The following is a 26,274-nucleotide window of genomic DNA, read 5'->3' on the forward strand; positions in this document are numbered from 1 at the left end:
GGCATCGTGATCCTGCGACAGAGCTTTACGATGACCGGCTCACGTGCCGAAAGCCAAAGTTGCCCAGACGTGCTTAAGTCTGCTGTCGCCTGACGAATTGGCCGCAGGGCCCGCACCGTTGCCACCCAAGAGCCGCGAGGGTCAAGCAGCGGACTAAAGCTATCATAAGCGGCCTCCATCGTTTTCTCTCCCACCTCCAAGGTGGGTAGCGAGATGGATAGCCAGATAGTCAACTACCATTTAAACATAGCCGCAAAGCCAGTCCTGTCGCGGCACTGACTCAAACATGAAAATCGCCACGTGGAACATCAATTCTCTGAAAGTCCGCTTGCAACACGTCATCGACTGGCTCGCCATGAGTCGTGTCGACGTATTGTGCTTGCAGGAACTAAAGCTGCCCGACGACAAGTATCCGCGCGCGGCACTCGAAGCGGCCGGCTACCGCAGCTGGTTTTCCGGACAAAAGACCTATAACGGCGTCGCGATCCTCGTACGCGACGGTTTGCCCGTCGACGAAGCGGTCGTCATACGAAACATTCCCGGCTTTGACGACCTGCAGCAGCGCTTGATTGCCGCAACCATCGACGGCGTGCGCGTAGTCAGCGCTTACTTTCCCAATGGGCAGGCGCCGGGCACCGACAAATTCGCGTACAAACTGTCATGGCTGGCTGCACTGCGTGAATGGGTCGCCGCCGAAATGCGTGCACACCCACAGTTCGCGCTAACGGGCGACTATAATATCGCGCCGGAAGATCGCGACGTGCACGACCCACAAGCGTGGGAAGGACAGAACCTCGTGTCGCCCGAGGAGCGCGATGCCTTCCGATCGCTCGTCGAACTCGGGCTCGTCGATGCCTTTCGCTGCTTCGAGCAGCCTGACAAGTCGTTCTCGTGGTGGGACTACCGAATGCTGGCCTTTCGCCGCAACGCAGGATTACGCATCGATCACATTCTGCTGTCGCCGTCACTCGCGCAGTGCTGCAGCGCGTGCGAGATCGACAAGACTCCGCGTCGCTGGGACCAGCCATCGGACCATGCGCCGGTCATCGCGACGCTAGAGCGCTAAGCGGGCGGCGACCCGATCGCCATCACGATTCCAAACGCAGGTCCTGGATCTTGCGGGTGATCGTATTGCGTCCAATGCCAAGCCGCTCGGCGGCTTCGACCTTGCGGCCGCGCGTGAAGTCCAGCGCCTCGCGAATCACCGCGGCTTCGAAGCGGCGCGCCAGCCCATCCATCACCTCGGGCGCGTTCTCGCGCAGCAGTCGCGCCACTTCGGCGCGCAAGCCAGCCTCCCATGCACTGACGTGAGACGATACCGGCGCCAGCGCGCCACGAGCAGGGCCACCCAGCGGCGTCACGCCGCTGCACGCCAGTGCAGCGGTGCGGGCATCGCCGGATGGGGACGCCGCTGCTGCGCCGGCGGCGACGTCGACAGTCTCGCCAATCAGTAGCCCTTCATCGGACACGGCGTGCGGGGCCGATTGCCGCTCTGTGACCAGCTCCGGCGGCAAGTCCTTGATCTCGATGGTCTGCGCGGGCGCCATCACGGTCAGCCAGTTGCACAGGTTCTCCAGTTGACGTACGTTACCGGGAAACGGCAGGAGTGCCAGGTACGCCAGCGTCTCGTCAGTGACGCGCTTGGGCTCGACGCTAAGCTCGCGGGCACTCTTTTGCAGGAAATGCCGCGTGAGCAGCGGGATGTCCTCGCTGCGCTCGCGCAATGGCGGCAGCCGCAACCGGATTACGTTGAGCCGATGATAGAGATCCTCGCGGAACAATCCCTGCCGCACCCGCGTCTCCAGATTTTGATGCGTCGCCGCAATCACCCGCACGTTCGCCCGCAAAGGGCGGTGACCGCCGACGCGGTAGAACTGCCCGTCCGAGAGCACGCGCAACAGTCGCGTCTGTAGATCGAACGGCATATCCCCGATTTCGTCCAGGAACAGTGTGCCGTTCTCGGCCTGCTCGAAGCGGCCCTGCCGCATCGCCTGCGCGCCCGTGAACGCCCCGCGCTCGTGCCCAAACAGCTCTGACTCGAGCAAGTCTTTCGGCATCGCCGCCGTGTTCAATGCGATAAACGGTCCATTGGCGCGCGGGCTGTGTCGATGCAGCGCATGGGCCACCAGTTCCTTGCCGGTCCCGGACTCGCCAGTGATCAGCACCGTCGCCGCGGAATGAGACAACCGGCCGATCGCACGGAACATGTCCTGCATCGCCGGGGCCTGCCCAAGCATTTCCGGCGCCTCAGCGAGCCGGTCATCGCAGCCGGACTCGCCGCGCATGCCCTCGTCAACGGCGCGGCGGATCAATTCGACCGCCTTATCGACGTCAAACGGCTTGGCCAGATACTCGAACGCCCCGCCCTGAAAAGCCGCGACGGCGCTGTCCAGGTCCGAGAATGCCGTCATGATGATCACCGGCAACCCCGGCCACCGCTCGCGCACCACATTGAGCAGTTCAAGTCCCGAACCGCCCGGCATTCGAATGTCCGATACCAGCACCTGCGGCGGCTGGTCCTGCTCGAATGCGGCCAGCACGTCGCGTACACTGGTAAAGCTACGGGTCACGAAGCGCTCGCGCGCCAGTGCCTTTTCGAGCACCCAGCGTATCGACTGATCGTCGTCAACTATCCAGATTGGCTTCATAGATTTCAAATTGGCTTCAAGATTGATCGAGCGGTTTCCTTCAATATCTGCGTGCGCGCACCTGTCGCCTACAGTCATCGAGCCAGCGGCAACAGGATCTGAAATTCGGTATGGCCGCAACGGCTTTCCACTTCGATCAACCCTGCGTGCTGCTGCACAAAGGTCTGCGCAAGCGTGAGTCCAAGCCCGCTGCCATCTTCCCGTCCCGACACCAGCGGATAAAAAATCCGGTCACGGATCGCCTCCGGTATGCCGGGGCCGTTGTCGGTTATCCGCAAGTCCAATGCCAACTTGTACAACCGCTTGGCGATCGTGACCTTGCGCGCGACGCGCGTGCGCAACGCGATATGCGCGTCACCTTGCGAGATGCGCTCTTTGAGCGCCTGCGTTGCGTTGCGCGCGATGTTCAGCAACGCCTGGATCAGTTGCTCCTTATCGCCGCGAAACTCTGGCACGCTCACGTCGTAGTCGCGCTCGATCGTCAGCCCCCAGGGGAACTCGGCCAAGATCACCGCGCGTACCCGTTCACAGACCTCGTGGATGTTCACGTCACCAACAATGTGCGGATGACGGTGGGGCTCCAAAAGCCGGTCCACCAGCGTCTGCAACCGATCGGACTCCTTGATAATGACCTGCGTGTATTCGCGCAGGTCGTAGCGCGCCTCGCGCTCGCCTAACTCGGACTCAAGCAACTGCGCCGCGCCGCGAATGCCGCCAAGCGGATTTTTAATCTCGTGCGCCAGATTGCGGATCAATTGCTTGTTGACCGACGTCAAGTCATGGATACGTTCCTCTCGATCGCTGCGCAATTGCTGGTCGTTGGCGAACAGCTCGAGCAATACGTAGTCCGATGCTGTCTCGAGGTAGCCCACGATCACGTGCACGCGCAACGGCTCGCGCAGCTGGCGCTCCAGTGTGGCGTCCAAGTGCGTCGCCTGGAACCGGTTGTCAGCAATCGCTGCGATGGTCGTCACTAACTCGTCGCCATTGGAGAACAGATCCGGCCACGTGGTCTGCTCCAGTTGCCGGCGCGACATCTCGAGCATCGACTCGGCCGATGGATTCGCATACGCCACTCGCAATGTCCGCTTATCCAGCACCAGCACGGCCGTTGGCAGCGCGTCGAGCCCAGGCAGCAGCCCAGAGCATGACAACGCTGAATCGTCCGGCGTATCGGATGGGCTTCGTTTCGCAGCGTATCGCATTGGCTTCGTTTCGATTTGACCAGGCTCTTCAATATCCTCGGGCCGGTCCAATAAAATAGGGACGGCGCAAGGCCATCCCCATTTCCTACCGGTCACCTCGCGGGCGCGGGCGACAACGCGCATAGGCGCGCCGCACGGCCTGCCGGCTGCCGGACAGCACGCGCCATCGCTCAGAGCGAGTAGTACATCTCGAACTCGATCGGGTGCGTGGTTTGACGGAAGCGTTGCAGCTCCTGCGTCTTAAGCTCGATGTACGCATCCAGCATCGAATCCGTGAACACGCCGCCGCGCGTGAGGAACTCGCGATCGGCATCGAGCGCGTCCAGCGCGGTGTCCAGGTTCTCGCAGACGGTCGCGATCTTCGCGTCCTCTTCCGGCGGCAGGTCGTACAGGTTCTTGTCCGCGGCCTCGCCCGGATGGATCTTGTTTTGCACGCCATCTAGGCCGGCCATCATCAGCGCCGAGAAGCACAGATACGGGTTGGCCATCGGATCCGGGAAACGCGTCTCGATCCGGCGCCCCTTTGGGTTCGACACGTGCGGAATGCGAATCGACGCGGAACGATTGCGCGCCGAATACGCGAGCTTGACGGGTGCTTCGAAGTGCGGCACTAGCCGCTTATACGAGTTCGTGGTCGGGTTCGTGATCGCGTTCAACGCACGGGCGTGCTTGATGATGCCCCCGATGTAGAACAGCGCGAACTCGGACAGGCCCGCATAGCCATTGCCTGCGAACAGGTTTTGGCCATCCTTCCAAATCGACTGATGCACGTGCATGCCGGAACCGTTGTCGCCCACCACCGGCTTGGGCATGAACGTCGCGGTCTTGCCGTACGTATGGGCCACGTTATGTACAACGTACTTCAGGATCTGCGTCCAGTCAGCGCGTTGCACCAATGTCGAGAATTTTGTGCCGATCTCGTTCTGGCCGGAACCCGCGACCTCATGGTGATGCACTTCGACCGGCACGCCCAGTTGCTCGAGCAACAGGCACATCTCCGAGCGCATGTCCTGGAACGAATCGACCGGGGCAACCGGGAAATAGCCGCCCTTAACGCCCGGACGGTGACCGCTGTTGCCGTGCTCGAATTCCTTGCCCGACGACCAAGCAGCCTCTTCGGAGCCGATCTTCACGAAGCAGCCCGACATATCAATGTTCCACTGCACCGAATCAAAAATGAAGAATTCGGGTTCCGGGCCAAAAAACGCGGTATCACCCAAGCCCGTGCTCTTCAGGTACGCCTCGGCACGCTTGGCGAGCGAGCGCGGGTCGCGCTCATAGCCCTTGCCGTCCGACGGCTCGATCACGTCGCAGGTAAGGACCAACGTCGATTCCTCGTAGAATGGGTCGATATACGCGGTGTTCGGATCCGGCAACAGCAGCATATCCGACGCTTCAATTCCCTTCCAGCCGACAATCGAGGAACCGTCGAACGCGTGGCCGGCTTCGAACTTGTCCTCGTCGAACGCCGACACCGGCACCGACACGTGTTGTTCCTTGCCGCGGGTGTCGGTGAAGCGAAAATCGACGAACTTGACGTCCTCGTCCTCGACGAGCTTGATGACGTCGGCCACGGTTTGAGCCATTCCTTTCTCCTGATGAACAATGGGGGCGATACCACTTCCCGATTCCGGCTTCTCGGTTATGCAACGGGATCGGGTCCGAACAAAGCACACTCCATGCCAAATTATGACGCAGGGACGCCGGGCACGCTCCATTGCAGGGCTTATGACCTACCATGACCTACGAGCAGCGTATTACCCGTCCTAGTCGCAGCGCCTTGCGCACAATATTAGTGCAACTTCGATTGGCGGCACCGAACAAGCACGCGATCGGTGCAAAAAGACGATAATGCACCAAGGTCGTGCTCCATGCCGCTGCCTAGGCGGGTCATTCTACGACGACGCTAAAATTAAACCATTGCGCTTTTTGGACACAGTGATGACTTCCCGTGACGCGATTTATGCAGCGGCCGAGCGGCGCCGCACGCAACACCAGTTGCAGTATGCCGGCGCGCTGGCGCCAGGTGAGGCATTCGAGTTGTTGGCGCTCGAACCGGGGGCCCGGCTGGTTGACGTACGCACCCGCGCGGAACTGGACTGGGTCGGCCGCCCGGTCGTCGGGGATGGCCAGTACGTACACATCGAGTGGACGCGATACCCGGGCGGCGTTCCCAACCCGGAGTTCGTCGAGCAACTGTCCCAAGTGGCGATGCCGCACACACCGATCCTGCTGCTGTGCCGCAGCGCCGCGCGCTCGAAGCTGGCCGCAGTGGCAGCGGCGAACGCGGGCTTCATGCACGCCTACGATATTCTGGAAGGTTTTGAGGGCGACAAGGACGCTCGAGGCCACCGTAAGACGGTTGGCGGTTGGTGTTTCCGTGGCCTACCCTGGGTGAGCGCCTAGGCTCGGAGACACTACTTTGGGAACACCGCGCCATAGGAGGTCGCGGCCGGATGGTCCCACACGCGGAACGTGCACGACCCCGGACGCGGCGGCCTGACGTGCCCCCTCACTGCCATGCCGCACGCCCGTCGCGGTTGCCGCAGGCGGTGGGCGCAGTAACGTTCCGAAAAAAAGGGCGCTGGACTGACACGGTCGACGCACGTAGGATTTCGTGCAGTTTCCAATGATGGTCCGACAAACCAGGCATCCCACCACGTCGGCTCGTCGTCGCAGCCCTTCCCCACCATCGCGTCCCAACGATTGGCTCGACCATGCAGAAAGACGAACAACAACAAACCCGATCATCCGATGCAGCGCCGCGCGCCGTGGCCAGCCGCACCCGCACGCGCGTGCTGCGGCTGGCCACGGGGCTCGTCGCTGTCGTCGTCGTGCTGCTTTGGTGGCATCCGTGGCAACGTAATGCCATGCGCGGCACGGCGGGCGCCCACGCCAGCGGCACAGCCACGGGCAATGCCGGCAAGCCGCCTGGCGCGAAACGTGGCAGCCATGGTGGCGGCGCGTTCGCGGACATGCCACAGCCGATTAAAGTCGCGACCGTGGTCCATGGCGAAATGCCAATCATGATCAATGCGCTGGGCACCGTGACACCGCTCGCGACGGTGACCGTGCGCACGCAGTTGAATGGCACGCTGATGTCGGTCAATTTCCAGGAAGGCCAACTCGTCAAGCGCGGCGATGTACTCGCACAAATCGATCCACGCCCCTACGAAATTTCACTGCGCAACGCCGAAGGGCAACTGGCGAAAAACCAGGCGCTGCTGCGACAGGCAGTGTCGGATCTGAACGCGTACCAGGCGTTGTTCAAGCAGGATTCGATCTCGCGCCAGCAGGTCAACACGCAGGCCTCGCTCGTCGAGCAGTACCGTGGCCAGGTAAAGTCGGACCAGGCGACGATCGATACGTACAAGCTGGACTTAACCTACGCGCGGATCACCGCGCCGGTGACTGGCCGAGTGGGACTGCGTCAGGTGGATCCGGGCAACTACGTGACCACCAGCGATACAAACGGCATTGTCGTAATCACGCAGATGCAGCCCATGAGCGTCGTGTTCACCACGTCCGAGGACAACCTACAAGCCATCCTTAAGCAATGGACCGCCGGCGCCAAGATGTGCGCGACCGCATACGACCGCACCAACAGCCGGCCGCTGGAAACCGGCGAGTTGCACACCCTCGACAACCAGATCGATACGACCACCGGCACCGTGAAGCTGCGCGCGGTGTTCCAGAACGCGGGGCAGGCGTTGTTCCCGAATCAGTTCGTCAACGTGCGGCTACGCGTGGACACGATCCGCAACGCGACCATCGTACCGACTTCCGCGGTGCTCAATGGCTCGATGGGAACATTTGTCTATGTGGTCAAAGCCGACAATACAGTCACCGTGCGCCCGGTGAAAACGGGTCCGGTCGATGGCGAGCGCACCAGCATCGTCTCCGGTCTAGTGGTGGGAGAGCGTGTCGTCATCGACGGCTCAGACCGATTGCGCGAAGGCGCCAAAATCACGATTCCGGCCGCGATCGCTAGTGGCCGCCCCGCCGCGTCGGCAGGCCAAGCGGCGCGTGGCGCGCGTCACGCGTCGGCCACGCACGGCCACGCGCACCAACCGCAGCCTTGATTCCGGCCGGGACCTGCCCCGGCGCCGCGCTCCCGGACCATTCGACGCATGAATCCATCCCGCCTCTTTATTCTCCGCCCAGTCGGCACAGCACTGCTGATGGCCGCCATCATGCTGGCCGGCCTTGTGTCGCTGCAGTTCCTGCCACTGTCCGCGCTGCCAGAAGTGGACTATCCGACGATTCAAGTGCAGACCTTCTATCCCGGTGCCAGCCCCGAGGTGATGACCTCGTCGGTGACTGCGCCGCTGGAGCGCCAGTTCGGTCAGATGCCGGGGCTGAATCAGATGTCGTCGCAAAGCTCGGCGGGCGCATCGGTCATCACGCTGCAGTTTTCGCTGGACTTGCCGCTGGACATCGCGGAGCAAGAAGTGCAGGCGGCCATCAACGCGGCAGGCAACCTGCTGCCGTCCGATCTGCCAGCGCCGCCGATCTACGCAAAGGTCAATCCGGCCGACGCCCCCATTCTCACGCTGGCGATCACTTCTAAGACGCTGCCGTTGACCCAGGTGCAGGACCTGGTCGATACCCGGCTCGCGCAGAAAATCTCGCAAGTGGGCGGCGTCGGGCTGGTGAGCTTGAGCGGTGGACAGCGGCCCGCGATCCGCATCCAGGCCAACCCGCGCGCGCTCGCGGCGTACGGCCTGAATCTGGACGATCTGCGCACCACGATTTCGAACCTGAACGTCAACACCCCAAAAGGCAACTTTGACGGTCCGACACGTGCCTACACGATCAATGCCAACGACCAGTTGACCGATGCCAGTGCGTATCACAGCGCGGTAGTCGCCTACAAGAACGGCCGTCCGGTGATGCTAACCGACGTCGCGCAGATCGTCTCCGGCCCGGAGAACACGAAGCTAGGCGCGTGGGTCGATACCGAGCCGGCGATCATCCTAAATGTGCAGCGGCAGCCGGGCGCCAATGTGATCCAAGTGGTCGACAACATCAAGGCGCTGCTGCCGCAGTTGCAGCAAAGCCTGCCCGCATCGGTCGAGACCCGCGTGTTGACCGATCGCACCACGACGATCCGCGCGTCGGTACGCGACGTGCAGTTCGAGCTGGTAACGGCGGTCGTGCTGGTGGTGCTGGTGATGTACCTGTTCCTCGGCAGTTGGCAGGCGACCGTGATTCCCAGCCTGTCCGTGCCACTGTCGCTGATCGGCACGCTGGCGGTGATGTACCTGTACGGATTTTCGCTGGACAATCTGTCTTTGATGGCGCTGACCATTGCCACGGGCTTCGTCGTCGATGACGCGATCGTGATGATCGAGAACATCACCCGCTACGTTGAGGACGGCGACACGCCGTTGCAAGCCGCGCTGAAGGGCTCCAAGCAAATCGGCTTCACGATCATTTCGCTGACCGTGTCGTTGCTCGCGGTGCTAATCCCGTTGCTGTTCATGGGTGATGTCGTCGGCCGGCTGTTCCACGAGTTTGCGATCACGCTTGCCGTGGCGATCGTGTTCTCTGCAGTGGTGTCGCTCACGCTCGTGCCGATGCTGTGCGCCAAGCTGCTCCGGCACAGTCCACCGAAGGAAAGCGGCCGCTTCGAGGCCCGGGCCCGTGCGTTCTTCGATGCGGTGATCGCCGCCTACGCAAAGATGCTCTCGCGGGTGCTCGATCACCAGCCGCTCACGCTGCTCGTTGCACTGCTCACGCTGGTGCTCACGATCATGCTCTACATCGTAGCGCCGAAGGGCTTTTTCCCGACGCAAGACACCGGCATCATCCAAGGCATCACGCAGGCCTCGCAAAGTGTGTCGTACGCGGCCATGGCCGAGCACCAGCAAGCGCTCGCCGCCGAAATCCTGAAGGACCCGGATGTCCAGAGCCTGTCGTCGTTCATCGGCGTAGACGGCACCAATCTCACGCTGAACAGCGGCCGTTTGCTGATCAATCTGAAGCCGTTCGACGAACGCAGCCGCGACGCGCAGCAAATCATCCGCTCGTTGCAGCAGCGCGTCGCGCAGATACCCGGCATCTCGCTGTATATGCAGCCAGTGCAGGACCTGACGATTGACTCGACGCTCAGCGCGACGCAATACCAACTCATGCTGACCGACGCGAACGCCCAAGCGTTTGCTGACTGGGTGCCGAAGTTTGTCGCGCGGCTCAAGCAGGCGCCGGAGTTGGCTGATGTCGCCAGCGACTTACAGCAAAACGGGCTCTCAACCTATATTGAGATCGATCGCAGTACCGCCGCGCGCTTCGGCATCACGCCGGCGACGGTCAACAACGCGCTGTATGATGCCTTTGGGCAGCGCATCATCTCGACCATCTTCACTCAATCAAACCAGTATCGCGTGATCCTGGAGGCGGACCCGAAGATGCACGAGTCCCCGGACGCACTGGGCACGATCTACCTGCCATCGGCCACCGCGCCTGGCGCCCAGGTCCCGCTGTCGTCCATCGCGACCTTCCATCAGCAAAACGCGCCGCTGCTGATCTCGCACTTAGGCCAGTTCCCGTCCACCACCCTCTCGTTCAACCTCGCGCCGGGCAAATCGCTCGGCGCGGCGGTGAAGGCCATCGAGCAAGCGAAGGACGACATCGGTCTGCCGCCCTCGTTCCAGATCCGCTATCAGGGCGCGGCGCTGGCATTCCAAGCATCGCTGTCCGACCAGGTATTCCTGATCCTGGCCGCGATCGTCACGATGTACATTGTCCTTGGCGTGCTATACGAGAGCTTCGTCCATCCCATCACAATCCTGTCTACGCTGCCCTCCGCCGGCGTCGGCGCGCTGCTCGCATTGAGCGTCACCGGGCATGACCTGGATATCATCGGCATCATCGGCATCGTGCTGCTGATCGGCATCGTCAAAAAGAACGCGATCATGATGATCGACTTTGCGCTTGAAGCGCAGCGAGAACAAGGCAAGCGCCCTCGCGACGCGATCTACCAGGCTTGCCTGCTGCGCTTTCGGCCGATCCTGATGACGACGATGGCAGCGCTGCTCGGTGCGCTGCCGCTGATGCTGGGCACGGGCTCCGGTCACGAGTTGCGCCATCCGCTAGGCATCGCGATCGCCGGCGGGCTGGTCGTCAGCCAGTTGCTGACGCTGTTCACGACGCCGGTGATTTACCTTGGCTTTGACCGGCTCGCCTCGGCGCTGCGCGAACGCTTGTCGCGCGATGCCAGCGGCGAAGGCAGCAGACAATGAACCTTTCCCGCCCTTTCATCGCGCGCCCCGTCGCCACCACACTGCTGACCGTGGGCATCGCACTGGCCGGGTTATTCGCTTTCGTGAAGCTGCCGGTGTCGCCATTGCCGCAGGTGGACTTTCCGACCATCTCGGTGCTGGCAACACTGCCTGGCGCCAGCCCGGAGACCGTGGCCACCAGCGTGGCCAGCCCACTCGAGCGACATTTGGGCGCCATTGCGGACGTCACCGAGATGACGTCCACGAGCGGCATCGGCAATACGCGGATCGTGCTGCAGTTCGGGTTGAACCGTGACATCGACGGGGCGGCTCGCGACGTACAAGCCGCGATCAACGCCGCGCGGGCAGACCTGCCAGCCAGCCTGCGACAAAATCCAACATACCACAAGGTCAACCCGGCCGACGCGCCGATCCTCGTCCTTGCGCTGACGTCGAAAACAATGACGGCCGGACAGATGTATGACGCGGCCTCGACCGTGCTGCAACAGGCGCTGTCGCAAATCGACGGAGTCGGGGAAGTCAACGTGAGCGGCGCAGCCAATCCGGCCGTGCGCGTCGAAATCAATCCGACCGTGCTGTTCCACTACGGGATCGGACTGGAAGACATCCGCGCCGCGCTCGCGTCAGCCAATGCGAACAGCCCGAAAGGCGCGATCGAGGCCGGCCGCCGGCACTTGCAGCTATACACGAACGACCAAGCGCGGCGCGCTGACCAATACCGTGACCTGGTGATTGCTTACCGTAACGGCTCCGCGGTGCGGCTTTCCGACGTCGCGCAGGTCGTCGATTCGGTCGAAGACCTGCGCACCATGGGCATAATGAACGGCGAACGCGCGGTGCTCGTGATCCTGTACCGGCAGCCTGGCGCCAATATCATCGAGACGGTCAACCGCGTCAAGGCGAGGCTGCCCCAGCTACGCGCGGCACTGCCCGCAGCGATCGATGTAACGCCGACCGCCGACCGCACAATGACGATCCGTGCTTCACTGCGAGACACCGAGCGCACGCTGTTGATCGCGGTGATCCTGGTGGTAATAGTCGTGTTCCTGTTCTTGCGCAACTGGCGTGCGACGCTCATCCCCAGCGTTGCGGTGCCCGTATCGATCATCGGTACGTTTGCCGGCATGTACCTGCTCGGCTATTCGATCGACAACTTGTCGCTGATGGCGCTGACGATCGCCACCGGCTTCGTCGTCGATGATGCGATCGTCGTGCTCGAGAACATCTCGCGGCACATCGAGGCCGGCATGCCGCGCATGCGCGCAGCGATCGTTGGCGCACGCGAAGTCGGCTTCACGGTATTGTCGATCAGCGTCTCGCTGGTCGCGGTATTTCTGCCGATTCTATTGATGGGCGGCATCGTCGGTCGTCTGTTTCGCGAGTTTGCTGTCACGCTGTCGCTGGCGATCTTCGTGTCGCTGCTCGTGTCACTGACGCTCACGCCAATGCTGTGCGCCAGACTGCTCAGGCCCACCTCTGACGTGCGCGGCGAAGGCCGGCTCGCGCGCTGGCTCGAAGCCGGCTTCGCCCGCTTGCAGCGCGGATACGAACACTCACTCGGCTGGGCGCTGGACCACGCGTTGCTGGTGCTGGCCGTGCTGGTCGCCACCATCGGCTTGAACGTGTACCTGTACACGATCGTGCCAAAGGGCTTCTTTCCGCAACAGGACACCGGCCGACTCGTCGGCGGCATCCTGGCGGACCAGAGCACGTCGTTCCAATCGATGCGGGTGAAATTTTCGCAGATGATGGACATCGTCAAGCGCCACCCGGCAGTCGATTCCGCAGTCGGTTTCACCGGCGGGCGTCAGACCAACGCGGGTTTCATGCTCATCTCGCTGAAGCCGCTCGCCGAGCGCGGCGTGTCCGCGGACCAGGTCATTGAGCAACTGCGCGCGCCGCTGGCCGAGGTCGCCGGCGCCAGAACGTTCTTGCAAGCGGTGCAGGATATCCGCGTGGGTGGAAGACAATCGAACGCGCAGTATCAGTTCACGCTGCTCGGTGATTCGACCGCTCAGTTGTACAAATGGGCACCGATCCTAACCGAGGCGCTGCAAAAGCGGCCCGAGCTTGCCGATGTAAACTCGGACCAGCAGCAAGGCGGTCTGGAGGCGAACGTGATCATCGACCGGCCAACTGCTGCACGCTATGGCATCACCCCTGCGCAGATCGACAATACGCTGTACGATGCCTTCGGCCAGCGGCAGGTGTCGACGATCTACAATTCGCTGAACCAGTATCATGTCGTGATGGAAGTGGCGCCCCGCTATTGGCAAAGCCCCGACATTTTGAAGGACATCTTCATTAGTCAATCCGGCGGCAGCGCATCAGGCACCGCGAGCACCAACGCGACGGTCGGGACCGTCACCCATGCATCGGGCGCGAAAAAGACGGTCGGCGTGTCGACGTCCAATGCCGCCAGCCGTGCAGCGAGCGTCGCACTTGATTCGGCACGCAATCAGGCGATCAACTCGATCGCCGCCAGCGGCAAGTCCAGCTCATCGTCCGGCGCCGCGGTATCCACCGCCAAGGAAACGATGATCCCGTTGTCGGCCATCGCGCGCTTCGCCCCGGGCAATACACCGCTGGCGGTCAGCCATCAGAACCAATTCGTCGCGACGACGATCTCCTTCAATCTGCCGGTGGGCACCTCACTGTCGGACGCGACCGCCGCGATCTACCAAACCATGGCCGACATCGGCATGCCCGGCACCCTTCACGGCAGTTTCTCCGGCACGGCACACGCCTTCCAGCAAGCGTTATCGAACCAGCCGCTATTGATTCTCGCGGCGCTCGCCGCGGTCTACATCGTGCTGGGCATTCTGTACGAGAGCTATATCCATCCGCTCACGATCCTGTCCACGTTGCCGTCGGCTGGCGTCGGCGCGCTACTGGCGTTGCTGCTGTTCCGTATCGAGTTCAGCATCATTGCGCTGATTGGCGTGATCCTGCTGATCGGTATCGTGAAGAAGAATGCGATCATGATGGTGGACGTCGCGATCGACGCCGCGCGCACCGGCATGAGTTCGCGCGAGGCCATCCGTCAGGCCTGCTTGCTGCGCTTCAGACCGATTATGATGACCACCTGCGCCGCGCTGCTCGGTGCATTGCCGCTCGCATTCGGCCACGGCGAAGGACACGAGATGCGCGCGCCGCTGGGCATCTCCATCGTCGGCGGACTGATTGTCAGCCAATTGCTAACGCTCTATACCACGCCGGTGGTTTACCTCTACATGGACCGGCTCCGTACTTGGTGGGGCGCACGGCACGGCGGCGAGCACGTCCCGCCGCGCCACGTGTTCGGCAGTGACGAGTAACGCTGCCGGGCGACGGCGCCCCGTGTGACGGTGTCCCGGCATGATGTCGCTACGTCCTGGCCAGCACGAAACGCCGGCGCACGCGGGAGCCGATAGCGGCGATGCGCCGCCGACGGCGTGCAACGCCGCCTCGTAGGAGTGGATAATCGTGCCTTGCTCGTCAGCCGCTGCCGGGAACTTGCTGCGGCACTCGCTAGCCGAGGATCGTCGTCGAGACACCCCTTCGAAGCAGGTAGAATACGGCCCCCGCAACGAGTGCGATCGCGCGCCCGCGCAGCTTGCGCATCGCCCGATGCACGCATTCCCCCTGCTTCAACTGCATATCTTCATGGCCAAACTCTTGACAGACCAGGAATTCCATCGCTTCAACGAATTGCAACAGAAACAAGCGGCATTCACGATTTCGAGCGACGAAGCCGATGAACTACGCGATATTGTCGCGCGCGCCCAGCAGCGTCGCGACGATCGTGCACAAGCGATGCAGACGATTGAGAGCCACATTCGCACGTTCAACATCACGCCCGACGAACTCTTCTCCCCGGAGCAGATCTCCGAGGCGGCGCGCGCCTTCGGCCTGATCCCGTTAGCCAAGAAGCCACGCAAGGGTACAGACGCCAAGCCGGCCGAGCCCAAGGCGAGCGCCGTCGCACCGGCGAGCTCTGTCGCGGCACCGACGGGTCCTATCGTGGCGCCGGCGGGTTCCGTCGCGACGCCCGCGCTCGCGGTCGATGCCTCGCGCAAGTCGAAGCTGCCTGGCGCCGGCATGGACGCGTGCACGGCCGCCGACCATGCGGATAGCCACCCGGCCCCTGCACCGGGCGCCAAGACCGCCATCCCGGCGGCCGTGCAAGCCGGAACCGAAGCGCGAGCCAGCGCTGAAACAGGGACCGAAGTCCGGACCGAGCCTGCATAAGCCCGCCCGCGCCAACCGGCGATGACGTGCCGTTCAATACGACCTTCTCGCACGGGTAACGTCCAATAAGCACAGCGCGCGTCGCACCGGCGCGCCTGCCCACCTGCTTGCCCAGCCCCCGTCCGGGACGCCGCTCAAGTCGCCCGTCCGGTTTATCGGCGACAGGGTATTCTCATCTTTTTTTCTCCATACCTGCTTAGCGAACGCCATGGTGAGCGGCCACCGTTCGTCTGCTCGCCCCGCCGAGCATCATCGGCCACGCCCGACCAGGTTCGGGCCATCGGGTTCGCTTGCGGCACCTCCCGTTCGCGTCCAGCTTAGCGAGCCAGCCAAATGCCTATGAAATAACGACATATTTGTTTATTTCAGACGAGGTCTTGCATGACAACCACGATCACAATCATCCAAACCGATTCGCCGTCTTCCAACTGGTCCCAATGGCCCGGGCTTTACGATAACGACACGCCGGGAATCCATCACAAGCGGGCAGGAGACGGGCACACCTCGACGCCATCGGACGGACAGTGGTCGAACACCGACGATTTGCTCAATCAGCTAATCCAGTTGTTGATGCAGTTCAACGGTAACAGTAACGAGGGCAATACCGGCGATGGCCCGGACTCGGATGGTGCCATCGGCCGGCATCACGGCGGCGGCGGATGTCACCATCACCATTGCGACGCGCCAGAGGATGGCACGAGCGGCTCATCCAGTAAGACCCACGGCACCTCATCCGACGGCGACACCACCGACTCGACCCAAGCGAGCAGCCGGTCCGGCGAGGACCAACCCGCGCTGGACGGTCCGACAACGCCAGGCAAGGCATACACGCCAGGCAAAAATCCGAAGATCGACCGGTGGGAAAACGACATCAACTTGGCCGCGCGGCTGACGGGGCTAGATGGCAACCTGATTGGTGGACAGATGTGGGCCGAATCGCGCGGTAATCCGAAGGAATGGTCGAGAAACAGCGACGGCACGCCGGACCTGGGCCTGATGCAGATCGGCCAGCGGCGCTGGGAAAAGGACGTGCTGCCGGAACTGACGAAACAAGACAAAGAAAACATCAAGAAGTTGACTGGCAAGGATCCGAAGGACCTGGACATGCACAATCCGCACGACAACGTGATTGCGGGAGCCTTCGAACTGAAGACCCACATCATCGAGCACGGCGGTGATCGCAACAATCCGATGGCCAACGAAAAGGCGCTGAAGAAGGGGCTCGAAGAATACGTTGGAGTGGGCGACGAAGGGAAATACGCAAGAAACGTCATCACCAACTACAACGTATTGAACCAGCACAAAGAGCTGGACGACAGCCAATAATGCGCAGAGGTGCCGGCGCCCTGCCTCGATAAAGCGAGGTTGCCCGGCACAATCAGCGCATATGTCCCAGGAGCGCAGTTGCCGCTGCAAGCGACCGGGTTAACACTGCGCCAACCCAATCCCAGGTGGACTGACAACGGAACCCGAGCGCGCCGCTAGGCACCATGGCGAGCCGTACTGACAGTGGTTTTCCAAAATAACGGCGCGCTGCCCAACAAGGAGCACAACATGACCATTACCATTTCCATCACTCAAACGGATTCGCCCTATTCGCCGTTCGACCCGGGTAGCCCGAGCCACACGTACGGCACAGCCCCGGACGCTGCGCACCACAAGCGCGCGGATCAAAGCGATTCCATGTCGTGGCCGGCGAACGGTACTTCATCGGACGACTCCGATTTATTGCAAAAACTCATCGAGCAATTGCTGGCCCTGCTGCAGAATTCGCATAGCGACGACGACGACGATTCGTTCGATGACGACGGCACGACGTGCGGACATCGCTCTCCAGCCCCATCAACGGATGGCGACTGTGAATGTCCATGCTCACCGCATCATAGGCACTCGACTGCGGATAGCACCCAGCACGATGGCAAGGCGCCGGTCACTAGCGGCGGCTGGGGCACGATCACTGATCCGGGCACTAGCGGCGGCTCGGGCACAACCACGAAGCCCGTAACCAGCGGCGGCTGGGGCACAATCACCGATCCGGTCACTAGCGGCGGCTCGGGCACGAGCACCAGCCCGGCGTCCAACGGCGACTCAAGCACGAGCACCCATCCGGGAAGCAGCAACAGCAAGAACGCGTCGACGAGCCCCACCGAGTCCGCAGACCCTTTTCATCGCGATAGTTCGTCCGACAATAACGGCTTTGACCCCTCCGGCGTCAGCAATCAGAAGGCCTCCGGCACGTACTTTTACCAATAGTCATCATACGGCGTCCGCCACACTGTTGCGGCGTTGCGCGGCCGCTACGCGCGTGCCGCGCCCACCACCCGGGGTGGTACGTCAACGGTCGCATCGTCGATCGGAAAGTGCAACATCGCCGCGACAAAGCCCGCCACCACGGTGGCAGCCCAACGCTGCTGCCGCAACCGAGGCAGCAGCGGCAGCAGCCACCGTGATGCAAGCGTCGGTGCACAGCTGATCGCGATCGCATGGCTGCCGCGGCTGTGCGTTAACCTTTGCGTGCCAAGCTGGGGGTAACGTTCGCGACATGCCAATACGCATTGCGCTGCGCTGGCAGCACGCAGCGCTCGCTGACATCGCCGTCGAACAAGGCGGCATATAACCCCGCCCATCCTGGCGAATCTGCAGCGATCCGTCCCACCCGTGCGAGGATACGATCAGCCGCCACTTGCCGCACTTGTCCGCATCGCTGATACGGGCTTGCTGATACCGCGGCTCGGCGCTCTTGACATTTGGACACCTCCAGCAAAATGCACGGGTCGCGACGCGGCCGTTGCCAAGTTCGGCATCGTGCTGCGGCCTCGCTTCATCGTGGCACCGGCGTTGGACCGTAGTCAACTCGTCACCGTGCTAGAGCCGTTTGCGCCAGTTCCATTGCCGCTGAGCGTCGTCTATCCACTGCATCGGCAGTTGTTTGCCACCTGTTGGGCATTTGTCAGGTTCATTGAGGAACGCTTACGCACGCGCCTTCCCCAATGATCAAAGCCACTGCGGCTATATTGCTTGCAACCCCGTCAACACTGTATTTCGGGAACTTCCCGCAGTGTACGCCCCTGGCAACGGGGCTTCGTGCGCCTTCATGGTCACGCGTTGCAAAGCGTCCTAGAGTGACAACGTCAGCACTACCAGAGAGTACCCAATATGACGTTGAGCCCATTACTTCATCAGCGAAATCATGATGCAGACCTAACAATAGATTTCGGCGAACGCCTCGCGCAGCTAGTTGGCGCCCCACCACGGCTGAAGACGGCGCCGTCCAGCCATGCGCATCACCACGGCCGGATCGAAAGCCTGCCTCACGCGTGGAAAAAACAGCTTGCGGCACGCAGCCGCGCGATGACTCAATTAGAAGGCCTGCCCCACGACGGGAACGTGCGTTCAGTGCCTGTGTCAGCGGTAGACAGACCTTCAGCGCAAACCCTGCCCACCTCCGATAGCACCTCATCCTCGCTGAGCTTGGTCGAGATACACGACCTTGCTCGGAATTGCCGGAACCTGATAGCCCGCATCACGCGGTCCCCGTCCGAGCAGCGGACCGTTTCGACGGAAAGATCCGTGGCAGGTGCGTCGCAACGCGATGTCCGCCTGCCGCGCGCCATCACGCGGATGGGCTTAGGTACCGCCATGCGCGGCGTGTATGCCGCGATGGCCACCCCAATTCAGGTCTTCAAAGGTTGCACGCAAACCACTTCCGACGGTCTTGATCAGTCTTCCGAATTAATAGAAGCTGACCCACTGGACACCCTCAAGCAAGCAGGCATCTCCGAGGAAATTTTCAGCCGGAACGAGAAAATCGGTGCCGACGGCACGTTGGCCTTGCTGGCGGTCATGGAGATCAAGTCAGGCATTCAAGAAATGGCGCATGCCGCCAGGCACCACAAGGAACTGAAGCACTCGATCAAGCAACTCGAACAAGAGGTCGCCTGTCTTGAGCGGCTCGCCGGCGTTGCCGGCTCAACGCGGGATCACAACCGTCCCGCGCAAGCGGCTTCGGTCCGACTGTTCACCGACGCGCAATCAATGATGACATGCTTGCGCGCCGTCATGGAAGTCAAGCGCCAGGTGATGACGTTTACGCGACAGCAAAACCGTGCCGGCGCCGCATTAGGGGCATGCTCGATCGCTTCCGGCAGCACCGTGCTGGCCAAGGCTTCAGTCGGCATTGCCGCCAAAGCTGCCCTGTGCGCATCGGACAGCCCTGCCGCAGCAGCACTGGATCATGTCGCAGGCCTCGCAACGCTGGGCCTGGAGCCGCTTGTCGGTGCCACGGCGCTCGCCAGTGGTGCATACAAGGTTCATCGTTCGCGCCAGCAACTCAGCGCGTTCCGCGCCGCCAAGGCCGCAACCGACACACGCTTGAAAGACGCACATATCGATGCCCTGATCGGTCAATTGCGTCAGAACGGGCACCCTCTAGACCCTGAAGACGTCGAATGGCTGCACCGCTACGCGCGATTCCAATCACTCAAGTCGGAACAGCGGGATCAGTTCTTTACAAGCTATGCGCGATGGAACAACAGCTTCCTCGCTGGCAGCGCCCTCTATGCCGCCAGCACGCTGACCAAGGCCGGCGTGGCGGGCGCCATCGCCGCCGGTACAGCAGGCGCCGCGATAGCCCATCCCGCCGTCGCCGGGGGCCTGCTGGCCGTGACAATAAGCGGGCTGCTTATAATGAGCGCATCCTCGCAGCGCACGCTCTTCGACTACCGCAAGCAGCGGCGCTATCAAACCTACTACACCGACGATGACCCGGAATTGAATCGTACGTTCCTGGAATCCATGGACGTGCTCAATTGGGGCAGCAGCATTGCAACGCCGTTGGACGGCTTGCTGCTGCAATCAGCATTCTACAAACAGATATACCAGCGTGAAGACCGACGTCAAACATTTCTAAGCCAGGTCGCGGACCAACTCGGCAAACGCTACGACGACAAATATGTCTACACCGGCGATTCCGACGCGCGTGGCACTAAGCCGTCCACCCAGCAATTTATCGCGAGCACGGCCCGACGCACGGCGCAAGACTCATTGGGACGGCTGAAGGCAGCATCATCGTTCCTGGCTCACAGTGCCAAGCTAAACTCCCCGCACAGCGCGACGCGCGCCGCCCAGCAAGCTTGGAACGGCTCGCGCGAGTATCTGACCCGAAGCAGCTTGAAAACATGGCTCGCCCAACCGACACGAGAAGCGCAAGCGGCCCAGATTGAGTTGCTTGAAGACATGCTAGACACTCAGGCCACTTATCTGCGCAGGAAACTCGAGGCTAAAATACAGACCTATCAGCACGTGGTGAACAAGTTGAGCGGCACGCCCGCCCCCTCTGCAGACGGGCACGCCATCGAGGACGTCAGGCTCAGCACCGTGGACGCCACCGACAACACGTCGCACGAACACCAATTCAAGGCAATATTCGCCCCACTCGATGCGACTATCACGCACGTCGAGGATGTCCGCATCGAGAACCATCCGGCCGACATGCCGCGCAACCTCGCGCTGAAAGAAATCCTGGTGGGGCTAGACAAGGATCTAGAATATGATCAGCGACTGTATCGCGACGCATTGGCCGTACGGGCGCAATGCCGGAAGCTGAAGCGCCAGCTGCCGTTGACGAATGCACACGAGCGGCAACTGGCCATTACCATCGACCAGTTCATCTCAGTGCAACAGGGTGAACTCGTCGATCCGCACGCGCGCCACGCCGACTTGGCAACAAGCCACGACAAGCTCGCGAACTATCTGATGAAAAGCGCGCCGAAACGCTACCGTGATCTGCGTGGCAAGCTGATTGAAACGCTGATGCAAGCGACGCGGCAGATCGACCTGTGCCGTGCATGGCACGATGGCGAAGCGGCTAAGACGCGAGATCCAGACGCGTCGGATGCGGCTTTGCGCCAGCCACGACACGCATTTCCAGACTTAAGGCAGCATCACGCGGTTTCCTGATGCCGTTTAATTTTTTGATTTTGTTGGCCCGCCCTGCAGGATTCGAACCTGCGGCCTACGGCTTAGAAGGCCGTTGCTCTATCCAACTGAGCTAAGGGCGGTCAAGGGAGTGATGATTGTACTGCGTATCACCCGTTCGCTGCTCCATCGGGGCTCGCGCGTCGGCTTAGAAGACCGATGCGCTATCCCAACTGAGCGATAGACAAACAGGTGCTCAATTATAGCTGAACAACGCAGCCGGCTCCGATTGCCGGCTCGCTCTACGCGATAACGTAACGTCTACGCCAACGATTGGGGATGGAAAAAGAACCAGCCCAGACAAGCCAAGCCGGCTATCACGCAATAAAGGCCGAATGAAGCCAACCGCCCCCGGCCTTCGTAATAGCGCATCAGAAAACGCACGCTCAGATATGCCGCGATGCCGGTCAGCACGCCTCCTAGCGCCGCGTCAGCCAATTGCGCCGGTGCGTGAAACAGCTTAGGCACCTCGAGCAGGCCCGCCCCAAAAATAATCGGCGTACCGAGCAGGAACGCGAACTCCGCCGACTTTTCCGCGGACATGCCAGCACCCACGCCGGCAATCATTGTCAAGCCGCTGCGCGAGAAACCCGGAATCAGCGCACCGATCTGCGCGATGCCGACCAGCGCGGCCTGCCTGAACGTTAGCGCCTCAGGTACACGCGCCTCGGGTGCACGCGCCGCGCGCGCGCGCTGCAACCGGTCGCCGATCCACAGCAAAATACCGTTGATCACCAGTGCCAATGCCACGATACGCAAGTCATGAAAGACATGCTCGATCCGCTTTTCCAGCAGAACGCCGACGATGCCTGCCGGAATCGTGCCGATCAGCAACGCCCAGGCTAAATGTCCGTCCTCGGTACGGCGGCCGCCCAGCGAGCCGAACAAGCCTTGGATGATCGCGATCCACCGCGTGCGGAAATACCACAGCAGCGCAAAAGCAGTGCCCAAATGCAGCGCTACCAGAAAGGGCAACAGTTGCGGCGCATGTTTGTTGATGTGCATGTCGAACAGTGCCGGCACGAGCAGCGTATGCCCGAGGCTGCTGACCGGGAACAACTCGGTCACACCCTGCAAGACACTCAGGAAGATCAGAAACACAAGGCTCACGAAAGAAAGTCCTCCATGTAAATGACAGCATCAGCGCGGGCTCCTTTTTGGCATGCCGGCATAGGCTTGTCCGTGCGGCAGGTCGCACACGCTGGCCGCCGCTGATGAGTATCGTGGTTGTACATTTATTGCGCGTGGACTCGGACTTCGATAGGCCATGACAATCTTGTCGGTCGCCGATACGACCTCACACAACACGCCTGTGCTGTAGTGGCGCGATGCCGCGGCATGGACCGCGGCAGTGGCAGCACAAAGGCGACAGACCAGTTATTTAACCAGCTTATAGAAAAAGAGGAACGTGCCGCCAGTAAACATGCCAAAAAGCGCACATCCCATCGCCATGGCCAAGTCCATGATCATCTCCTCTCCGATACGGTATGGTCTGAGTGATTATCGACAGCGATCTGCCGGCGAACAACCAGAGAGAACCCGCATAGCCGACATCCGGCGACACACCGATATCATGGAAAACCCGCCCGTCGGCAGGCCGTGCGCCTGACGGCGACACGGCATTCGACAACCCCGGGGCAGGCACCGTCGGCAGCAGGGGCGCCCCACTTTTTCTGCTTCGATTACAAGATGCGTTTCCAGAACCAGGATGTCATTGAACTCAAACGTGAGCGCGCCAGCTTGCTGGTCGCGCCGCAATCAGGAGGCCGTCTATTGCGCTGGCGCGTGGGCGGCCACGACGTCATTGGATGGCCGGACAACGCGAATTGGAACGAGCCCGCCCGGGTGCGCGGCGGCAATCCGCTGCTGTTCCCCTTCCTCGGCCGGCATCGCGTTGATGGCACAATCGGTCGATGGCGCGATCACGCCGGCGTTGTACGGGCGTTGCCGATGCACGGATTCGCCCGCGATCTGCCGTTCGAGCCGACGATCGACGTGGCTAACGCCCGCATCGACATGACGCTGACGGACAGCGACGCGACCCGCACCGGCTATCCATTCGGTTTCCGGTTCGATGCGATCTATCATCTCATCGACGGCTACACCCTTGACGCGACCCTCACGACAACGAACACCGGCGACACGCCGCTGCCGTACTATGCGGGTCATCACTTTTATTTCTCGCTGCCTCACGGGCTGCGGAGCGAATCCCGGCTCTCGTTACCGCCGGCGCGGCTGCTGTACCAGCGCGACGACGGTGCGATCGCCGAAGCGGCTGCCGCGGCACGCGAGTACCGTCTCGACGACGCGCGTATCGTCGACCGTTTTCATGCACTAGACCCGTTGTCAGGCGGGGCGCGGGTCACGCTGCACACACCGTCACTGGGCCGCACGATCACGCTAGCACTCGAGCGCCCCGGCTCGATCCCGTGGTATGCCGTCACGACGTGGACCGAGAAACCTGATTCCGATTTCTATTGCATCGAACCCTGGCTTGGTTTGCCAGATGCCATTCACAACGGACTTGGGTTACGTTGGCTTGCGCCCGGGGCGAGCGAGCGCGCGGTGCTGCGAATCCGCGTAGAGCTTGACGAATGACGTAAAATGAATCGTTTTATGCCCCGCCCGCATGGCCCGGCCAGCGCCTTGCGGGCGTCGCGAGGTTCGATGCAGAGAATAAAAAGTGGTTTTTCCGAGAGGCGCAGCACGATGTTTCAACGCGTGTGCGCCCTCGGTTCGGTGCAGTGCGTGACGGTATGCTGCGGTATCGCGTTGTTGCTGTCCGCGTGCAGTTCCGCCCCGGTCGGTTCTGGCTTCTATCGCGTCGCGCGGGGCGACACGCTTTCGCGGATCGCCCAACGAAACGGCCAAAGCGTCGCTGCGATCGCGCGGTGGAATAATCTGTCCAATCCGGACGTGATCGAAGTTGGCCAGCTGCTGCGCGTCGCGCCCCCGACACGTCCGGCGCCGTCGCGCAGCGCGGCGGCTGCGCCGAACACCACTGCTACGGCCAAGGTCAGGCCTTCGTTGGCGCCCGCCACGACGATCCGCTTGATCTGGCCTGCCCGAGGCGACGTCATACGCCGTTTCAACGGCATGGATTCCAAAGGCGTGGACATCGCGAATGCGCCCGGCACACCCGTGGTCGCCGCCGCAACCGGAACCGTCGTCTATGCCGGCAATGGTTTGCGCGGTTACGGCAACTTGCTGATCATTAAGCACAATGCCAATTTTTTGACCGCCTATGCACACAACCGCGCCCTGCTGGTCAAGGAAGGACAGAACGTCACGCAAGGACAGACCATCGCCGAAATGGGTGATAGCGACAGCAACCGGGTCGCACTGCACTTCGAGCTGCGATACGATGGCAAGTCGATCGACCCGGCCCGCTATTTGCCACCGCAATAACGGCAAGCGCACGCCCCGCGTCGGACGACAATGCTTGTCACCGTTCCCATCCCGCGGATCAACTTAATTTAAGCTCGCCCAGGAAGTGGCGCGCGTAGCGCTTGTTGATATCGGCGAGGCGGAACAGCGTGAGGAAATCTGCGACGTTGAAATCCGGATCCCATGCGGGTGCGCCGCATATCCTCGCGCCTAGGCGTAAATAGCCCTTGATCAGCGGCGGTGGGGATACCGCAGAGCCGGTGGCAAGGTCGTCCGTCGGCAGCGGGGTATGGGGGAAGGCCCGGTACTCTGGCGCAGTCATCGACGCGTCCCGCAGCGACGCGAACAAGTTGGCCGCGTAATGCCCGCCGTCCGCCATCGGGACACTCGCACAGCCAAGCATCGTCTCATAGCCGTTTTGCAGCATGTATTCAGCCAGTCCCGCCCATAGCGATATGATCACCGAGCCGCTACGGTAGTCCGAGTGCACGCACGAGCGCCCGACTTCGACCATCTTGGCGCGCAGATGCGTAAGGCGCGAAATGTCAAATTCACTTTCTGCATACAGCTTGCCGATGCGTGCCGCCTGGTACGGTGGCAGCACACGATAGGTCCCAACGACCTGCAGCGAGTTCAGGTCGCGCACTAGCAGATGATCGCAGTACGCGTCGAATTCGTCGACGTCCTGGCCCTTGGGGCCTTTGAGTTGCGCTCCCATTTCTTCTGCAAAGACACGATAACGCAGCCCTTGTGCTTCGCGAAGCTCTTCTTCCGTCCGTGCCCAGGCCACGCCGAGATGATGTTGTCCAGCAACCGTTTCTTGCGGCCGAGGAAGACTCCTGCGTGAATCGAGGGGAATGGACGCAAGCGGCAAGGTAGGATTCGGCAACTCTCGCATTGGCGTGTCCTGTCAAAATTACAGAAAGGTTGCGTGCAATGTAGAAATCAGCGGTGACGTGTGGTGGCAAACAGGATGATTCGGTGACAACATACGCAATCGACACGAATCACACAAGGTCCGGATTCACGACGGCGCGCAGCACAGCCTGCGCTTGTTCGTCGCGGCGGCGGTTGGATGTCCACCAGATCCCGCCTTTTTGAGGCCCCAGTTCGCTTCGTCACCAAACAGCAGATCGGTTTTACGTTCGGGAAGGTATTCGGCGTCGGCATGACGCCACAGAATTAGATTCATTGTCGTTACGATGCCCGTGCACAGCATTGACTGTTGCACCGAATTCAGTCGCGAGGACAGCTCCGATTGCAGTTCGACAGTGTGCACGGCGGCGATGACGCGCGCATGTCCGGCGCACTGATGCGCCCACTACGGGAGCGGGCACAGTACACGATACATCGATACAGCACAGTGCACTGCACCGAAAAAATTGACGTCGCACCAATCGTTCAACTATAATCAGCAATTCGGCGGAGCGTAGCGCAGCCTGGTAGCGCATCTGATTTGGGATCAGAGGGTCGTAGGTTCGAATCCTATCGCTCCGACCAATATTTTTACAAAGATTCGGCGACCCTGACGGTCGCCGTCTTCAAATTATTCTCCCTATTCTCTTCAAAAATTTTCTGCTTTCG

At 61.6% G+C, this 26,274-nt stretch carries 18 protein-coding genes, 2 tRNA genes and 1 pseudogene; 12 read left to right on the plus strand and 9 right to left on the minus strand.

Annotated features, from left to right (window positions below; all coding sequences use genetic code 11):
- Positions 1-286 precede the first annotated feature (286 nt).
- Entirely contained in the window at positions 287-1,066 is a 780-nt protein-coding gene (gene xth, locus RBRH_RS08395) for an exodeoxyribonuclease III (protein ID WP_013435743.1), read from the plus strand.
- Positions 1,067-1,088: 22 nt separating this feature from the next.
- On the opposite strand, the gene ntrC is transcribed toward xth, so the two are convergent.
- The 3 genes from ntrC to glnA form a co-directional block, all read right to left on the minus strand.
- Complete coding sequence (gene ntrC, locus RBRH_RS08400) at positions 1,089-2,648, minus strand: nitrogen regulation protein NR(I) (protein WP_041753689.1); 1,560 nt, start codon at positions 2,646-2,648, stop codon at positions 1,089-1,091.
- A gap of 74 nt (positions 2,649-2,722) precedes the next feature.
- Positions 2,723-3,853: a nitrogen regulation protein NR(II) gene (glnL, locus tag RBRH_RS08405; RefSeq protein ID WP_049786468.1), complete on the minus strand. Its 1,131-nt coding sequence runs from the start codon at positions 3,851-3,853 to the stop codon at positions 2,723-2,725.
- A 170-nt stretch (positions 3,854-4,023) separates the two neighbouring features.
- Positions 4,024-5,439: a type I glutamate--ammonia ligase gene (gene glnA / locus RBRH_RS08410; protein WP_041753690.1), complete on the minus strand. Its 1,416-nt coding sequence runs from the start codon at positions 5,437-5,439 to the stop codon at positions 4,024-4,026.
- Positions 5,440-5,794: 355 nt separating this feature from the next.
- Between glnA and RBRH_RS08415 the strand changes: the two genes are divergently transcribed.
- From RBRH_RS08415 to RBRH_RS08440, 6 genes and pseudogenes are all read left to right on the plus strand, one after another.
- Complete coding sequence (locus RBRH_RS08415; RefSeq protein WP_041753691.1) at positions 5,795-6,259, plus strand: rhodanese-like domain-containing protein; 465 nt, start codon at positions 5,795-5,797, stop codon at positions 6,257-6,259.
- Between the two features lie 311 nt (positions 6,260-6,570).
- Positions 6,571-7,935 (plus strand): MdtA/MuxA family multidrug efflux RND transporter periplasmic adaptor subunit, encoded by a 1,365-nt coding sequence (locus RBRH_RS08420; RefSeq protein ID WP_013435750.1) that lies wholly within the window; start codon positions 6,571-6,573, stop codon positions 7,933-7,935.
- Positions 7,936-7,983: 48 nt separating this feature from the next.
- Positions 7,984-11,097: an MdtB/MuxB family multidrug efflux RND transporter permease subunit gene (locus tag RBRH_RS08425; protein ID WP_013435751.1), complete on the plus strand. Its 3,114-nt coding sequence runs from the start codon at positions 7,984-7,986 to the stop codon at positions 11,095-11,097.
- On the plus strand, positions 11,094-14,414 hold the full coding sequence (locus RBRH_RS08430) for an efflux RND transporter permease subunit (protein WP_013435752.1): 3,321 nt from the start codon (positions 11,094-11,096) through the stop codon (positions 14,412-14,414). Before RBRH_RS08425 ends, RBRH_RS08430 begins: the two co-directional genes overlap by 4 nt.
- A 328-nt stretch (positions 14,415-14,742) precedes the next feature.
- Positions 14,743-15,015: pseudogene (locus tag RBRH_RS08435) on the plus strand (hypothetical protein); the annotation flags it as partial.
- Positions 15,016-15,708: 693 nt separating this feature from the next.
- The gene (locus RBRH_RS08440) at positions 15,709-16,653 is read left to right on the plus strand and encodes a transglycosylase SLT domain-containing protein (protein WP_013435754.1); all 945 of its coding nucleotides are present in this window, start codon (positions 15,709-15,711) and stop codon (positions 16,651-16,653) included.
- Between the two features lie 554 nt (positions 16,654-17,207).
- Here RBRH_RS08440 and RBRH_RS08445 read toward each other — a convergent pair.
- Positions 17,208-17,474 carry a hypothetical protein gene (locus tag RBRH_RS08445; RefSeq protein ID WP_013435755.1) on the minus strand — a complete coding sequence of 89 codons (267 nt, stop codon included), beginning with the start codon at positions 17,472-17,474 and terminating at the stop codon, positions 17,208-17,210.
- Positions 17,475-17,624: 150 nt separating this feature from the next.
- Entirely contained in the window at positions 17,625-17,876 is a 252-nt protein-coding gene (locus RBRH_RS21350) for a hypothetical protein (RefSeq protein WP_041753692.1), read from the minus strand.
- A gap of 109 nt (positions 17,877-17,985) precedes the next feature.
- On the opposite strand from RBRH_RS21350, the gene RBRH_RS21085 reads away from it, so the two are divergent.
- Together RBRH_RS21085 and RBRH_RS08460 are read left to right on the plus strand one after the other, a co-directional pair.
- Positions 17,986-18,321, plus strand: a complete 336-nt coding sequence (locus tag RBRH_RS21085) for a LysR substrate-binding domain-containing protein (protein WP_041753693.1) — start codon at positions 17,986-17,988, stop codon at positions 18,319-18,321.
- Positions 18,322-18,897: 576 nt separating this feature from the next.
- Positions 18,898-21,285, plus strand: coding sequence for a hypothetical protein (locus RBRH_RS08460; protein WP_041753694.1), 2,388 nt, complete (start codon positions 18,898-18,900; stop codon positions 21,283-21,285).
- A 24-nt stretch (positions 21,286-21,309) separates the two neighbouring features.
- Here the strand turns inward: RBRH_RS08460 and RBRH_RS08465 are convergent.
- A tRNA-Arg gene (locus tag RBRH_RS08465) sits at positions 21,310-21,386 on the minus strand.
- A gap of 178 nt (positions 21,387-21,564) precedes the next feature.
- Positions 21,565-22,413, minus strand: coding sequence for an undecaprenyl-diphosphate phosphatase (locus RBRH_RS08470; RefSeq protein ID WP_013435760.1), 849 nt, complete (start codon positions 22,411-22,413; stop codon positions 21,565-21,567).
- 579 nt (positions 22,414-22,992) lie between these two features.
- On the opposite strand from RBRH_RS08470, the gene RBRH_RS08475 reads away from it, so the two are divergent.
- A complete protein-coding gene (locus RBRH_RS08475; RefSeq protein WP_041753695.1) occupies positions 22,993-23,901 on the plus strand; it encodes an aldose epimerase family protein in 909 nt (302 codons plus the stop codon).
- Between the two features lie 111 nt (positions 23,902-24,012).
- Positions 24,013-24,711 (plus strand): peptidoglycan DD-metalloendopeptidase family protein, encoded by a 699-nt coding sequence (locus RBRH_RS08480; protein WP_049786403.1) that lies wholly within the window; start codon positions 24,013-24,015, stop codon positions 24,709-24,711.
- A gap of 58 nt (positions 24,712-24,769) precedes the next feature.
- Here the strand turns inward: RBRH_RS08480 and RBRH_RS08485 are convergent, their stop codons facing one another.
- Both RBRH_RS08485 and RBRH_RS08490 read right to left on the minus strand, forming a co-directional pair.
- Positions 24,770-25,588: a GNAT family N-acetyltransferase gene (locus RBRH_RS08485; protein ID WP_013435764.1), complete on the minus strand. Its 819-nt coding sequence runs from the start codon at positions 25,586-25,588 to the stop codon at positions 24,770-24,772.
- Between the two features lie 126 nt (positions 25,589-25,714).
- Positions 25,715-25,882 (minus strand): hypothetical protein, encoded by a 168-nt coding sequence (locus tag RBRH_RS08490; protein WP_157864407.1) that lies wholly within the window; start codon positions 25,880-25,882, stop codon positions 25,715-25,717.
- A 231-nt stretch (positions 25,883-26,113) separates the two neighbouring features.
- On the opposite strand from RBRH_RS08490, the gene RBRH_RS08495 reads away from it, so the two are divergent.
- A tRNA-Pro gene (locus RBRH_RS08495) sits at positions 26,114-26,190 on the plus strand.
- Positions 26,191-26,274 lie beyond the last annotated feature (84 nt).

The organism is Mycetohabitans rhizoxinica HKI 454 (genome assembly GCF_000198775.1).
Classification (GTDB): Bacteria; Pseudomonadota; Gammaproteobacteria; order Burkholderiales; family Burkholderiaceae; genus Mycetohabitans; species Mycetohabitans rhizoxinica.